Raw genomic sequence first — 14,186 nt, 5'->3', positions numbered from 1 at the left:
ACACCGCCGAAACACAACACCCCGCCACGTTCTCCGCGCAGTAGCAGGCCGCGTTGGTGATGTTGAAGCTGTCTCTGCTATATGAAACGTGCAACAGAAATCCTTAGTTTTCGCTTCTTATGATTAGCCTCGAAACTCTCTCGAACTGGTTAATTGCTCCCGCAGAGGATGAACACTTGGAGTTCAAGGAAGCAAAGATACAGTTTGATACGGACAAGTTACTCCGGTATTGTGTTGCACTTGCAAATGAAGGCGGCGGCCACCTCATCCTCGGGGTCTCTGACAGGCCACCCAGGAAAGTCGTCAGTACAAACGCCTTCTCAGCCTTGAAGGACTTGAACTCAATAAAGGCGCACATCGTTTCGCAGTTGCATATTCGAGTGAACGTCACCGAGTTATTTCATCCGGATGGCCGAGTTCTTGTTTTTGATATACCATCGAGGCCGGCCGGATTCCCTATCGATTATAATGCGGTGCATTTTATGCGTGTCGGCGAAGAAGTGCGTAAGATGACACATGATCAATTGAGACGGGTTTTTGCAGAAGGAACCCTTGATTGGTTTTCTCAGGCTGCACACTACGATGTTAGCGCGGATGGGGTGATTCGCCTCCTCGACACACAAGCCTTTTTCGATTTGATGAAAATCCCGTATCCAACTACGCAAAGCGGAGTCCTCGACAGGCTCAGTGCAGAGGGACTGATCGTGAACACGGCACAGAATTGGACGATAACAAACCTGGCAGCCATCGTGTTTGCCAAAAAGCTTGATGAGTTTCCACTAACAATATCCAGAAAAGCCGTGCGCGTGATTCTTTACTCAGGCAAGAATAAAATCGAAATGCGGAACGATGTGCAGGGCAATAGGGGATACGCTGTCGGATTTGAACATCTCGTAAATTTTATTCATGAATCCGCTCCGAACAATCGATATGTGGAGGAGACTATTCGCAAAGAAGTAAAGATGTTCCCGCGACAAGCCATTCGTGAATTGGTTGCGAATGCACTGATTCATCAGGATTTCTTGACCTCGGGCGCGTCTGTAATGGTGGAGATGTATTCGGATCGGCTTGAAGTCTCGAATCCAGGAGTACCACCAATTCGTGTTGAACGGTTCATCGATGAGTACCGCTCTAGAAATGAAAGACTTGCCGATCTGATGCGTCGACTTGGCTTCTGTGAGGAGCGGGGTAGTGGTATAGACAAGGTTGTTACTGCTGCAGAGGTTTATCAGCTCCCAGCACCGGATTTTCGAGTTGGTGAAACGCGCACTACCGCGGTGCTTTTTGCCCATATCGATTTTTCCGAAATGGGAAGGGATGACAAAGTTCGGGCGTGTTATCAACACTGCTGCCTCCAGTACGTGAGCAGCCAGCGAATGTCGAATCAATCTCTCAGAAAGAGATTTAATCTGCCTGAAACAAAGCTGGTAACCGCCTCACAAATAATCAGCGCAACCAAGGAAGCTGGTTTGATCAAGGCCGACTTCTCTGAGTCTTCATCTACTCGATATGCCCGCTATGTTCCGTTTTGGGCGTAATAGTGCTTAAAAGCAAATCCATTTCATCCGAGGACACAGCCGCAAGTCCTTGTTATAGCTGCACATACGTGCTTAATCTCTACCGCCTCCTGACGTCATGAACGAAGCCGAAACCCGTGCTGAACATATCGATCCCGCCTTAAAAGCAGCCGGCTGGGGTCTTGTTGAGGGGAGTCGAATACGCCGTGAGGTGTCCATCACGCTCGGGCGCATCGAGGGTCATGGCAAACGCGGCAAGGCACTGACGGCGGACTACGTGCTGGAATATCACAACACCAAGCTCGCAGTGGTTGAAGCCAAGGCGTGGGACAAAGAACTGACCGAAGGGGTAGGGCAGGCGAAGGATTATGCGGGGAAGATGAAACTGCGTTTTGCCTACGCGACCAATGGGCAGGGCATCTACGGCATCGACATGGATTCAGGATCCGAGGGAGAGATCGCGCAGTACCCGAGCCCTGATGAACTCTGGCAACGAATTTTCGCAACCGGTAATATCTGGCGCGATCGTTTCGCAGCCGTCCCGTTCGAAGACAAGAGCGGCTACTTCCAAGGCAGATATTATCAGGATATCGCCGTACAGCGGGTGATTGATGCCATCGCCGGGAATAACAACCGCCTCCTCCTCACTCTCGCCACAGGAACGGGGAAAACCTTTATCGCATTCCAGATCGCCTGGAAACTGTACCACAGCCGCTGGAATCTGTCGGATTGGAAGATGGAGACGGAGCCCGTACGCCGACCACGGATACTCTTTCTCGCGGATCGAAACATCCTGGCCGATCAGGCCTACAACGCCTTCTCGCCCTTCCCCGAAGACGCCATGGTGCGTATCGCACCGGGAGAGATCAGTAAAAAGGGCAAGGTTCCAAAAAACGGAAGTTTGTTCTTTACCATCTTCCAGACCTTCATGAGCGGACCGCCGCAAGACGGGAACCTGTCGCCGTACTTCGGTGAGTATCCCCCCGATTTTTTCGATCTCATCATCATTGACGAATGCCACCGCGGCGGCGCCAATGATGAGAGCACCTGGCGCAGCATCCTCGAGTATTTTTCGCCTGCAGTACAGCTCGGCCTCACAGCCACGCCGAAGCGCAAGGACAACGTGGATACCTACGCCTACTTCGGTGAGCCGGTCTACATTTACTCGCTCAAGGAGGGCATCAACGACGGCTTCCTGACACCGTTCCGAGTGAAGCAGATTTCCACCACCCTCGACGAGTACAAGTACACGCCCGACGATACAGTGCTCGAAGGCGAGGTCGATCCTGTGAAGATGTACAAGGAACCCGACTTCAACTACATTATCGAGATCAAGGAAAGGGAGAAGAAGCGCGTCGAGATTTTTATGTCGGAGATCAATCAGAAGGAGAAGACCCTTGTGTTCTGCGCGAACCAGGCGCACGCACTTGCGGTCCGCGACCTTGTGAATCAGATAAAAAGCAGTACCGATCCGAATTACTGCCATCGCGTGACAGCGAACGACGGCGGCCTGGGCGAACAACATCTGCGCGATTTCCAGGACAATGAAAAGACCATCCCGACTATTCTGACCACATCACAGAAACTCTCCACGGGCGTAGATGCGCGGAACATCCGCAACATCGTGTTGATGCGTCCCATCGGCTCCATGATCGAGTTCAAGCAGATCATCGGGCGCGGCACGCGATTATTCGACAGCAAGAACTACTTCACGATTTACGATTTTGTGAAGGCGCATCATCACTTCAACGATCCGGAATGGGACGGGGAACCCATCGAACCGGAGAAGTGTGAGAAATGCGGGCAGTACCCTTGTGTATGTGAGAAGCTGGAGCCGGAACCATGTCAAGTTTGCGGGCAAAAGCCTTGCGAATGTCCCTGCCCGCGATGTGGCGAAAGACCCTGCACCTGCGAGAGAAGGCCGAAGAAGACAAAAATCAAACTCGCCGACGGCAAGGAGCGCAACATACAGCACATGATGATGACCACGTTCTGGCATCCTGACGGCACACCGATGTCGGCACAGCGGTTCATGGAAATGCTGTTCGGCAGACTCCCCGATTTCTTCAAGGACGAGGCGGAACTCCGCGCCCTGTGGAGCATACCTGAGACACGGAAACGTTTATTAATCCAACTGGCGGAACAGGGATTCGGATCAGAGCAACTCGCTGAAATGCAGCATGTGATCGATGCCGAAAACAGCGACCTCTTCGATGTGCTCACGCATATTGCGTACTCCCGGCCACCCCTCACACGCGAAGAGCGCGCCGAGAAGGCCAAGATCATCATCACCGCGCAATTCAGCAGCACAGTCCAGGCGTTTCTCGATTTTGTACTCATGCACTACGTGCAGATCGGCGTTGAGGAACTCGACCAGGAGAAGCTCACGCCGCTCCTCATGCTCCGCTACCACGACTCGATCCACGACGCCATCGCCGAACTAGGCGACCCCGACGAGATCAGGAAAGTGTTCGTGGGCTTTCAGAAATACCTGTATCAGGAGCGTGGGGTGGGGTAGACCTCGGCTATGTTACTATCCCCTTCCACGGATTGGCTCAAATCCCGAGACGGGTTTTTTGTTCTAGAGAAATTGCTGGATTCCATCGAGGACCCAAATGTCCTTTGCGTAGACACGCTCCATTCTTTGTTGCTGCGTTTCTATCCGAGACATCCGAACGGACGCTTCAATTTCACGTCCATTTTTTTGCCTGAACCGCCGTTATTCTTACAAGGCATGAATAATGCATGTATGGTGCACCGGTACTTGCTTTATACTTGCTGGGCTTGTATCTTCGTGTTAACAAACAATGGAGACGCTAAAATGGCCAAGAAGAAAAACGAACTTGAAGGGTATGCTTCCAAAGGTGGAAAGGCGAGAGCCGAGTCGCTCACTCCAGAAGAACGTTCGGAAATCGCTAGAAATGCGGTCATGGCAAGGTGGCACAAGGAGCATGCAGAGGTGCCTAAGGCAACTCACGATGGTCCACTTACCATCGGCGACATCACCTTCGATTGCGCCGTGCTCGACGACGGGACACGGGTTATCTCTGAATCGAACTTCATGGAAGCGATGGGAATGTACCGCAGTGGTGCGTTATCTGTTCGACGCAAATCGGAAGAAGACGGGGGGCAAATCCCGCTATCCTTGGCCCATAAAAACCTGAAGCCCTTTGTGATCAAACACTTCGGAGGTGTACACTACACACCTATCCAGTACAGAACAAAAAAGGGCGCGTTAAATACTTCAGGGATAAAGGCGGAGGTACTTCCGAAGATTTGCGATGTCTGGCTTGATGCTCGAAAAGCCGGCGTATTAGGACCGACGCAACAATTGATCGCGGACAAAGCGGAGATCCTCATACGCGGACTTGCGCAGGTTGGTATTGTCGCGCTTGTTGACGAAGCAACAGGATATCAATACGAAAGACAAAAGTCAGACCTGCAGGAATTTCTTAAACAGTTTCTTTCTGAGGAACTTCGACGGTGGGTGAAAACTTTCCCAAACGAATACTTCCGACAACTCTGCCGTCTTCGAAATACGACATATCGTCCCGACATGAAACTACCCATGTATTTCGGCCACCTTACGAATGATGTGGTCTACAAAAGGCTCGCACCATACGTCTTGACCGAACTCCAAAAACGCAATAAGAAAACCGAATCCGGCCATCGAACGGCAAAGCATTTCCAATATCTGAGTGAGGATGTGGGTAATCCTCAGTTGCTCCAACATCTAGGTCTTGTTTTGGGCCTGATGAAAGTGTCCGACACATGGGCGGACTTTATCAAGCTGCTTGATCGGGCCGCGCCACCGTACGACGATATGCCGCTTTTCGCCTCAGCAAATGAACATGCCAACGTAAAATAACATGGCCCCAGAAACGTCGCCGCCGGGCACCCGACCGATAATTGTTTGAATTTCTCGAGGCCTGCATTCCGTTTTTTGACAAGTATTGGTTGCGCTACGCTGTTCATAGTGGTTTTGATAGAGGCACGCATGATACGGAACACCAATCTCAAATGGTCGGAGACCGGATTATGGTCATTGATGCAACCATGGTCCCATACTCAGTCGTCTCCTCAGTCTCCGTGCGCCACAGAATATCACCATCGGACCTCGTGTCATTGTGGAACAACGTAGCGACATTGCTCCAAAGCGGCTGGTTGACTGTAGCGGAAACATCCCTTCCCGCTGGAAAGATGTCAGGTTGAGGAATCAGCATCAGGAACTTGGTATGGCGCCATCTCGATATAATGCGGCATCAATCCTACCTGTATTGCCACGTGCCGTATTGCAACAGTCTAGTTCCCATTGCACACACGGCATCAATTCTTTGTAATGCAGCCCACTCGCGCTGGTCGCTGCCATTCGAAGAGATCGTGCTTGTAAGGACGTTGCGTGTCCAATCGATCAGCAAGACGAGAGATATCCTCCATCTTTCGTGGCATGAGGCACAAGCCGTTCCCGTACTTCACGCGGTGATACTACTACCCCACCCCAAAGTATACTACGGCCTAAGATCGCAGCGGCGAAGACGATGGTGCAGCTTCTCCAGGATTATTTTACGGACGTTCTATATTGAATCATTAACGACATTACCGGAAGCATGGTTTCGGCTTTTCAGGAGATCAAATCAACAGCGCGATGATTTGATAACTATGAATACTATCACATCGACTTTTTCTCCAACCAGGAGAAAACCGATGAGACGCCACAACATTATGTAATCTTTTACGAAAATAATACCGCAGAAATGACGGAAGAACCGTCTGTTCTGCATGGATCGCGTATATTATCCGTGTCGATGTTCTTTCTAGATTCTATGAACTAATAAACCCTCTTGCGCGCATTTTCATCTAACTACTAATCATCTATATATGGGTAAGTAATCCATTCTTTGTGATCGGGCGGTGGAACATCGTCGATACGATCTGCGGGGGTCAACATGCCGAGGTCCACGACACCGTAGCTTAGACCCCATGCCACAGCAAGTCTATGATACTCGATATTATCTTCTTTTAGTAAATCTGGAACGGGAATAGGAATTAGCTGTATCCCTTCATTATGTGTAACCGTAGATAGCCAATCGTGGAGCTGCGACACAGCTGCAGAAAAGAATTCTAGCTTACTCCCACCACCAATCAATAATATAGGAAGACGCCCCTGTCGCCAAATCGGTGAGTTTGGGTCTCGCATGACCTTTGTTTTCCATATAACACCTCGAAGTTTCTGAATTACCATTCTTCGTAATTCAGCTTCAGAGTGTTTAATCTCCGTCACAAGTTGATCATGTGGTATCAAATACGATATGTGGTCCTCTGCGAGTGGCGACAACGGATCGTGATTGTCGCGCAAATTACTTGATTGTTTTTCATGTGCCCTTGTGAGTGCATTAATTCTTTCCCAGTGAAGTCGAATTGTACCGTACTGTTGTACATCTGCAATTAACAAACTGAACTGATTTCCGTAATCTTGCTTGTGCAAGATGAAACTACATACATCAATAGTAGCAGCTCCAATGTCGATCATCAGATGTAGTCCGTCGCGGCGGAGATCTGATAGGGCATAACTAACCGCACCCGCAACGATTTCGGGGAGTATATCATATTCACAGGCGTCGGAATTGTCCGAATTCCAGTACTCGGGATCGTCAATTTCCTCGAGTTCCGCAAATGCTCGGCGCATAGTTATTTTATCTTCCGGCAACGTAGAAAGCATCCATGCCGCTTTTCCAACTCGTAAAAACCTCTGATTTTCTTCGTTTTCCTCGATGCACGGCGATGGCACCCCCATCGTAACCTGCCAGCGAAGATTTGAAAAGTGTCCTACGAGATCATGGTGTGTCTCAAGGAACCAGCGTCGTGCATACCTGAACAGAATAGCGAGATAAGTGACTGCTGCCGCCTCCGAGGATAAACTAAGCTCTGTGGCACCACGATTACTGAACATTTGCCGTTGCTTGGAGAAAAGCTCGAGCTTGATGTCATTAACCCACTGCGCATCGTCTGTCAGAGTGAGCGAGCATGCTCCATTCTTCTTTACTGATAGTTTTGTTGGAAGTAAAAATGGCATTGTGTGATGTGCGTAATCTCCAAAATTCACTGCGTAACCGGGTCTGCCCGGTACATCCGTCGCGCGTATTACGACTTTCGAGGCTGATGTACCAAAGTCCAGCCCAATAATTAATTCACCCTCCCCCTCATTTCCGGGCTGGACGTACTGTAACACCTTTTCATCCGACTTCATGCTGATTCTCCTCGTATTTATTTGATGTTGATGATAGCCACAGCAATTTCTCGTGACTCTGAATTGATTTCTCTTCGTCGGGTGATTCCTAAGCGTTGTAAGTCGACACTGTTACGCAGTGCTCGTATTCTGCCCTCGGTAGCTTTTACAAGGGATTCACGCCCGTGTTCGTAATGCTTGCTTCGAATTTCCAATAATTTACCTTCTTGTTGACGCAAGTGTTGTTCTAGAGTCCTGAGCTGTATATCAGCCCGATCATGATTTTTTGCGCTAATTTCTCTAGCATATTCTTCATATTCCTCGTCGAGTTCCGCAAAAAGCGTTTCATTAATAATTTTATACGCCAGATCTAAATCGACAATATTTCTAGCTTCCAACCAATCTTGTCCGCATTGTACCGCCGCCAGCGCCATTTTTTCAGCATTCTCTTGCGGTAGAAGCTGATGATCGGAATCGAACATGCATCCTGCATACGCCAACTTTTCTGTATCCTGTAGACCATGAAAGGACCAAAGAGCGACAGCCACAATATATAGGCCCGTATTGATTGTGGAGTCGACACTCTGCTTATCTATGTTGATAGCTACTGCCGGCGTAAGCTGTTCATCACTTTCAGAAATGCGAGAACATATCATACGAACTAAAGGATGGAACTGTGTAATAGCCTCTAGATTATTTTTTGAAGAATCTATTGACCTATTTATAAAGCAGCACCTTACGGGACGGGACGAAGCCATCGTCAAACGCGTTGCTACAGAAATTTTATTGGTTTTAATATATTCTGATAAGGCGCTTTTCGCTTCATTTGACAACTCAATATCATATATATCATTGTCAGATTCAGATTTTAGCAATTCGCATCCTGGAAAATGCAGTCGGAGATAATCAAAGACATAGTTTTTGATATCTGTCGAAGTAATCCAGCGATTTAGTTCACGAGCTGCATGTACTTGGCTCAAGATATAGTCACCATAGGCAATGAGGTGAGCTGCTTCCTTTTCCAGTCTTTGTTCAGCTTGACGCCGGCTCTCAAGAACCTGAGCGGCCAGGTCGATGCGTAGCTCCTGTTCTTGAGCTGTCAACTGCAAAGAAAGGAGATCCATTTCCAGTTTACGTATTACTTCACCAAGCATCGCTTCGTAGTCTCCCAATGCCGTTCTGCAAAGGTCCAGTTTTTCATATAAACGAGAATAAATGCGTGCATCGATTGTGTTGGCATAAAGTATATTCCATATAATCACCTTTTCTGCCGATTGCCCAAGACGGTCAATTCGTCCAATTCGTTGTTCTATTCTCATCGGGTTCCATGGGAGATCGTAATTGATGACAATTCTTGAGAATTGCAGGTCGACACCCTCACCACCGACCTCCGAAGATAATAAGACACTCGGTCCATCTGAACTCTTGAAACGTGTGATGACATCGTCTTTGCTTTCTTTTTGCCCACCCTTTAATATTATGCAGTTAATACCGTCGTCATTAAGACGACCTCGAAGATAGTCTAGAGTAGCGCGAAACGTCGAAAATACAACAATCTTCTCTCTAGGATTCTGTTTTAGAAGTTCGGCGAGTACGAAAATGAGCCGTTTATATTTTGAGTCGTACTTTATTAATTGAGACAATTCAACGTAATCATGTGAGCGGCGAACAATCTCTGTTACTAGTGGTCCGAGCACATCCATTGGCCGCTTATCATCATCACTATTATCTGAATAATCAGCCTCCTCTACTTCAATTAGGCGTTTTTGCCATGCACTCAAGGATGCTGGCATGCTACTAGTCATCTGCCGTTGAGGCTGTGCAAGAAGAAAGCGTTCGTTAGCGTGGCGGTGTGCTGCATACTCAATAACTATTGCACTTACTAAGTTATAATAGTTGCTCTCGACCGTCGAAAGATTAACGAACTCCGCTCTTGGGTCTCGTACCACTTGCCATTCAAGAACATCCCTCTTGCGAGTGCGCGTTATAACATGCGCTAGCAGGTTCACAGTTTCGATCCTCGATGCAAGACGGCTTCTAAATGCGAGACGTTTTAAATTATCGGGCTGGATATCAGTTTCTAATATCCATAATAGTTGGCGATTTGTCTGGAGTAATGGACTCTCCTGCGCCTTTTCTAATAATTGCCGAAGCGTATGAGAGTTTGGATTATGACCAAGGATGTGTTCACGTGCAGCCACAAGCGGCGCATTTGCTTCCAGGATCTGATTGAGGACGTCTACTCTCGTAAATGTATCCGGATCAATTAGATTAAGAAGCGAGAAAAGATCTTCGTTGCGATTGTGAATTGGCGTAGCTGTAAGCAGAATGGTATAATCGGATACGTTTTTGAAGAGTTGGCCGATCTCATTGGTTTGGGTTTCTGGGTTCCGAAGGTGGTGTGCTTCATCAACAATTAGCAGGTCGACTAATTTCTCCTCATTCTCCATAGCACTTAGATAGCGAGCAAGTTCACTATTGGGTTTTTTACTGTCAGCATCCTCCCATCTACGCTGGGGTCGAATCCCTTGAATACTTAATATCAATGCGAATCCATGCACTCTTGAATTATCGTCACTCAATATCTTCAAACAATCGCTTGCATTCGAGATTTGTGCTGAAACACCGAATCGCGTCGTTAACTCACGCCTCCACTTTTCACGCAGAGCTGCCGGACAAATTACAACAAGACGTCGCATATCGAACCGGCTTCGAAGTTCAGTCCAGACTAACCCAGCCTCAATCGTTTTACCCAGCCCAACTTCGTCTGCGAGTAATATCCCATTTGACGGCGATTCGAGTATCTTAATAACCGGTTTGAATTGATAAGCGTAGAATTCGGTATTAGTTGCCTCCATACTATATATAACGTCGGCGAGGCGTCCGGATAATTTTACATGTGTTAGTGTTCGTCGGATATCAATCGCACGGCCAAGTTTTCTCCGTTCCAACATATCCAGCGGCGAAAGTCGAATTTCGCTTATATATTCAAGTTTATTTTCTGCAACCCATCTAAGTCCGTCAGAGAATTGTACTTGAACCAATTTTCTTTCTCTTCTGTATTGCTCGCGGCCAGTTAGCACACCGATGCGAGTTGGATCATGTAGCAGCCTAACGCGATCAGGTATCGACATATATTAACTCCTCGGATATTCCAACAGCAGCTTGAACAAAGTGTTTACTGCGACCACTCTTTAGTTCAGGTCAGAAGACCATATTTTGTGTGGTTGTCTTCCAAAGAACGTACAGCGCTACCATCCAAGGCCTTGAACGGTTTAATGGAATCCTACCCGAATGGGCGATCTCCCAGTCCACCTGGAGGACACTGTTCATTGTAATCTCTTCGTCATCTCTAGTTGATACTTTCGCTCTTCACAACGTATCAAATACAAAGCGCAAACGCAATTTGAACCGTTTAATTTCGTCAGACGATTTAATTCCTCTGTAGAAACGTCAGAGTATTCCTTCACGTAGGATAATCCAACGACCAAATCCGGCGTATGAATTTCACTATGACGATGACAGGAATGTCGAAGACGTACGTACCCTATGTGGTTTGTCCTCACCTACCAGTCGGCTGGCTCATGACACGATCCCGGAACCTGCAACCAACGAGCGGCACTACTTTAGCCTGACCGCTCGATTCCACTATCGCGATATTATTGCTTGAAACTCCAACTGTTCATGCGAAGTCTCGATTTCTGTCACATGGCCTAAGCTCGTGATTAGGCATTCCCCGTGTACGGCGATTCTTATCTGTCCTGGGAAATACGTGACTCTGTGAGCACCTTATAGAAAAGTGCAACCAGTTTATAGACTTTGATGCACCTCCGCACGTCCCTTCTCCATCATCATCACCGGCAGGCCGTCGGGATCGTGGAGTGTGTGGCGCGTCTCCTACGCGGCGGGCTGCGTACGATTTGCAGAATCTCGGCCTGCCGTTGGCGGCGGTAACGATCGCCCTTCCCGGTGGTATAGTGCTATCGTTTCTTCAACAATCGAACACAGTTCATCAAAGACGGCCTTTTCATCCTGTCCATGACAGCCGCCGTACAGGAGCCCGGGCGCACTCCCGACGTAACAACTGTCCTCGGTGGACCATTCCACAATCTTTACGTACTGTGCGCTCTCTTTCATGCCTATGGCTCCTCGATCGCTGTGTGTACCGCTCGTATTTGGTAATGTAAGGCAGCATCGTGTAATCAAACACGCATCGTACGTAATATTCCGTGATCACTCACTGCATTCTCACACGCCACCCGCCGTACTTCCCTTCATTTCCGCGCCTCCGGCGGTGGGTGAGTGTGCGACGAAGGACCTGCAGTATCTATTCATAGCTGGCCGGGAATCTATTCGTTGTGATTTCGTTGAGCCGCTGTTATATTGGCCGATATTGATTGAGACGATTCCAGTATCTATTCACAAATCCATTCACACACACATGCCCGTATCTCTTCTTTCCGCACTGGGGAACGGATTCCGCACGGCGCCGGAACTGTGCCGTGTGCTGGGTGTGAGCCAGCCGACACTCTCGCGTCTGCTGCGCGCGGAGGGTGACGCGGTGATACGTCTCGGCAAGGCACGCGCCACGCGCTATGCGCGGGCCGCCGCGGTGTTCGGCCGCGAGCTGTCGTACAACATCTACCGTGTTAACCGGAGCGGCAAGTGTACCCAGGCCGGTGTGCTGCGCGCGTTACGCGACGGGCGTTTCCTCGTGCAGGCGGACGGAACGCAAGCCTGGCTGCTCGGCGAGGGGGGAGACGGGTTGTACCCGGGCCTGCCCTACTTCCTCGAGGATCTGCGTCCGGGCGGCTTCCTCGGCCGCAGTATTGCGCGCCGACTCGCCGACCTGCGCGGGTATCCCGAGGACACACAGGTATGGAGCGCGGATCTCGTGGGTTCGTACCTGCTCGACTTCGGCGAGGAGGCACCGGGGGATGTACTCATCGGTGAGGGCGCATGCGCCCGCGCGGCGCGGCCGCCGGGTCTTGTGCTCCGCTCGCGGGATGTCGACTACCCCGTCTTTGCAGCACGATCCATGCGGGAGGGTCTCCCGGGACCGTCCGCGGGCGGTGAGCAGCCGAAGTTCACGGTGTACGACGAGGAGGCGGGTCATCTCATCGTGAAGTTCTCGCCGGCGGGCGCGGGTTCCGAGGCGCGGCGCTGGCGCGATCTGCTGCTGGCGGAGGCCGCGGCCCTAGCCACTCTCCGCAGTCACGGTTTCCCCGCCGCCGATACGGCCGTGTGTACCTTCGGCGGCCGTGTGTTCCTCGAGAGCAGGCGCTTCGACCGGAGCGGCGAGATGGGTCGTGTGCCCACACTGTCGCTGCAGAGTGTTTCCACCGAGTATACCGGCGACATGTCGTCCTGGCGTGGCAGCGCCGAGGCGCTTGTCGGGCGCGGTGTGTTGAGCGCGTCCGATGCCGCGCGTATCGCGGAGCTCGCACTGTTCGGCGCGTGGATCGGGAACACCGACATGCACGGGGCCAACCTCGCCGTACGTCCCAAAGGATCCGCCTTTACGGTCCATCCCATCTACGACATGCTGCCGATGGCATGGGCGCCGCGGCGGGGCGAGCTGCCGCCGGTGTCGTACACGGCGCCGTCGGCCGAGCGATACGAGTCCGCGCGCTGGTCGGCAACGGGTGCACTCGCCGAGGCCTACTGGGCGGACCTCGAAAATAACACCATGGTATCCGATTCTTTCCGCCGTATCGCGGGCGCGGTGCTGAAGCAGGTGAGGCGCGCGCTGGCGGGAGGGTGATTCAGCCGTGTTGTGCGGACTGCGTGTCCGGCTCCTCCACCAACACCACCAGCACCCCGTCGGGATCGCGGAGGGAGAGGCGCGTCTCGCCCCAGGGCATAGTTTCGGGGCCGGTCACATCCCACTTGCCGGCGAGGCGCGAGAGCCAGGGTTCGAGGGAGGGGGTGGAGAGTTGTATGTCGATCTTGTCGCTGGGGACGGGACGAGCGAAGGCCTCGTCGAAGCGGGTGTCGGCGTCGTTCATCTCGTACACTTCCAGCAGTCCGCCGCCGCCGTTGCCGCCGATGCCGAAAATGCAGCCCGCGCCCTCGCGCTCCTCCCACTCCTCCACCACGTTCAACCCGAGCAGAATCTCATAGAACATCCGCGAGCGTCCGATGTCGGCGCAACGAATCACGGTTTTTATCTTGAGCGCGGTGGGATCCATGAGGAGTGCGGGGAAGCTACAAGTTTGCGGGGTTGGTTGAATGTAGCAAAGTAGCAAGGTAGCAAAGTGGAAGGACGAAATACGTAACACGTGACACGTAACACGTGACAAGTGTACAAGTTAGGATAATATCTGACAGACGCGTATCATCAACCACCACATGAAAGGACCGTGTGACGATGACCACGCAACAGAAACTCATCGGGAACAAACTCGGATTGCTCCGTCTTGCAGAACGTCTCGGGAACGTCT

At 50.7% G+C, this 14,186-nt stretch carries 7 protein-coding genes; 4 read left to right on the top strand and 3 right to left on the bottom strand.

Translation table 11 applies throughout. The annotated features are described in order from the left end of the window. Nucleotides 1-119: 119 nt before the first annotated feature. From HY962_11270 to HY962_11260, 3 genes are all read left to right on the top strand, one after another. Complete coding sequence (locus HY962_11270; protein MBI5647501.1) at nt 120-1,538, top strand: putative DNA binding domain-containing protein; 1,419 nt, start codon at nt 120-122, stop codon at nt 1,536-1,538. Nucleotides 1,539-1,635: 97 nt separating this feature from the next. Further along, nucleotides 1,636-4,035, top strand: a complete 2,400-nt coding sequence (locus tag HY962_11265) for a DEAD/DEAH box helicase family protein (protein MBI5647500.1) — start codon at nt 1,636-1,638, stop codon at nt 4,033-4,035. 303 nt (nt 4,036-4,338) lie between these two features. Beyond that, a complete protein-coding gene (locus tag HY962_11260) occupies nt 4,339-5,385 on the top strand; it encodes a P63C domain-containing protein (GenBank protein MBI5647499.1) in 1,047 nt (348 codons plus the stop codon). A gap of 996 nt (nt 5,386-6,381) precedes the next feature. Here the strand turns inward: HY962_11260 and HY962_11255 are convergent. Together HY962_11255 and HY962_11250 are read right to left on the bottom strand one after the other, a co-directional pair. Further along, a complete protein-coding gene (locus tag HY962_11255) occupies nt 6,382-7,764 on the bottom strand; it encodes a hypothetical protein (GenBank protein ID MBI5647498.1) in 1,383 nt (460 codons plus the stop codon). 17 nt (nt 7,765-7,781) lie between these two features. Then, the gene (locus HY962_11250) at nt 7,782-10,877 is read right to left on the bottom strand and encodes a DEAD/DEAH box helicase (protein ID MBI5647497.1); all 3,096 of its coding nucleotides are present in this window, start codon (nt 10,875-10,877) and stop codon (nt 7,782-7,784) included. A gap of 1,307 nt (nt 10,878-12,184) precedes the next feature. Here HY962_11250 and yjjJ point away from each other — a divergent pair. Beyond that, nucleotides 12,185-13,507, top strand: a complete 1,323-nt coding sequence (yjjJ, locus tag HY962_11245; GenBank protein ID MBI5647496.1) for a type II toxin-antitoxin system HipA family toxin YjjJ — start codon at nt 12,185-12,187, stop codon at nt 13,505-13,507. Between the two features lies 1 nt (nt 13,508). Here yjjJ and HY962_11240 read toward each other — a convergent pair whose 3' ends face one another. Beyond that, nucleotides 13,509-13,934, bottom strand: a complete 426-nt coding sequence (locus HY962_11240) for a VOC family protein (protein ID MBI5647495.1) — start codon at nt 13,932-13,934, stop codon at nt 13,509-13,511. Nucleotides 13,935-14,186 lie beyond the last annotated feature (252 nt).

This window comes from Ignavibacteriota bacterium (assembly GCA_016218045.1).
In the GTDB taxonomy this organism is placed as follows: Bacteria; Bacteroidota; Ignavibacteria; order SZUA-365; family SZUA-365; genus JACRFB01.
Note: the sequence above shows the minus strand (reverse complement) of the source record. Positions and strands in the feature narration are given on the sequence as shown.

What these genes read in the sequence shown, in the direction of transcription:
- HY962_11270 (MBI5647501.1), top strand. Translation starts at nt 120, where the DNA reads ATGATTAGCCTCGAAACTCTCTCGAACTGGTTAATTGCTCCCGCAGAG.
- HY962_11240 (MBI5647495.1), bottom strand. Translation starts at nt 13,934, where the DNA reads ATGGATCCCACCGCGCTCAAGATAAAAACCGTGATTCGTTGCGCCGAC.
- yjjJ (MBI5647496.1), top strand. Translation starts at nt 12,185, where the DNA reads ATGCCCGTATCTCTTCTTTCCGCACTGGGGAACGGATTCCGCACGGCG.
- HY962_11250 (MBI5647497.1), bottom strand. Translation starts at nt 10,877, where the DNA reads ATGTCGATACCTGATCGCGTTAGGCTGCTACATGATCCAACTCGCATC.
- HY962_11260 (MBI5647499.1), top strand. Translation starts at nt 4,339, where the DNA reads ATGGCCAAGAAGAAAAACGAACTTGAAGGGTATGCTTCCAAAGGTGGA.
- HY962_11265 (MBI5647500.1), top strand. Translation starts at nt 1,636, where the DNA reads ATGAACGAAGCCGAAACCCGTGCTGAACATATCGATCCCGCCTTAAAA.
- HY962_11255 (MBI5647498.1), bottom strand. Translation starts at nt 7,764, where the DNA reads ATGAAGTCGGATGAAAAGGTGTTACAGTACGTCCAGCCCGGAAATGAG.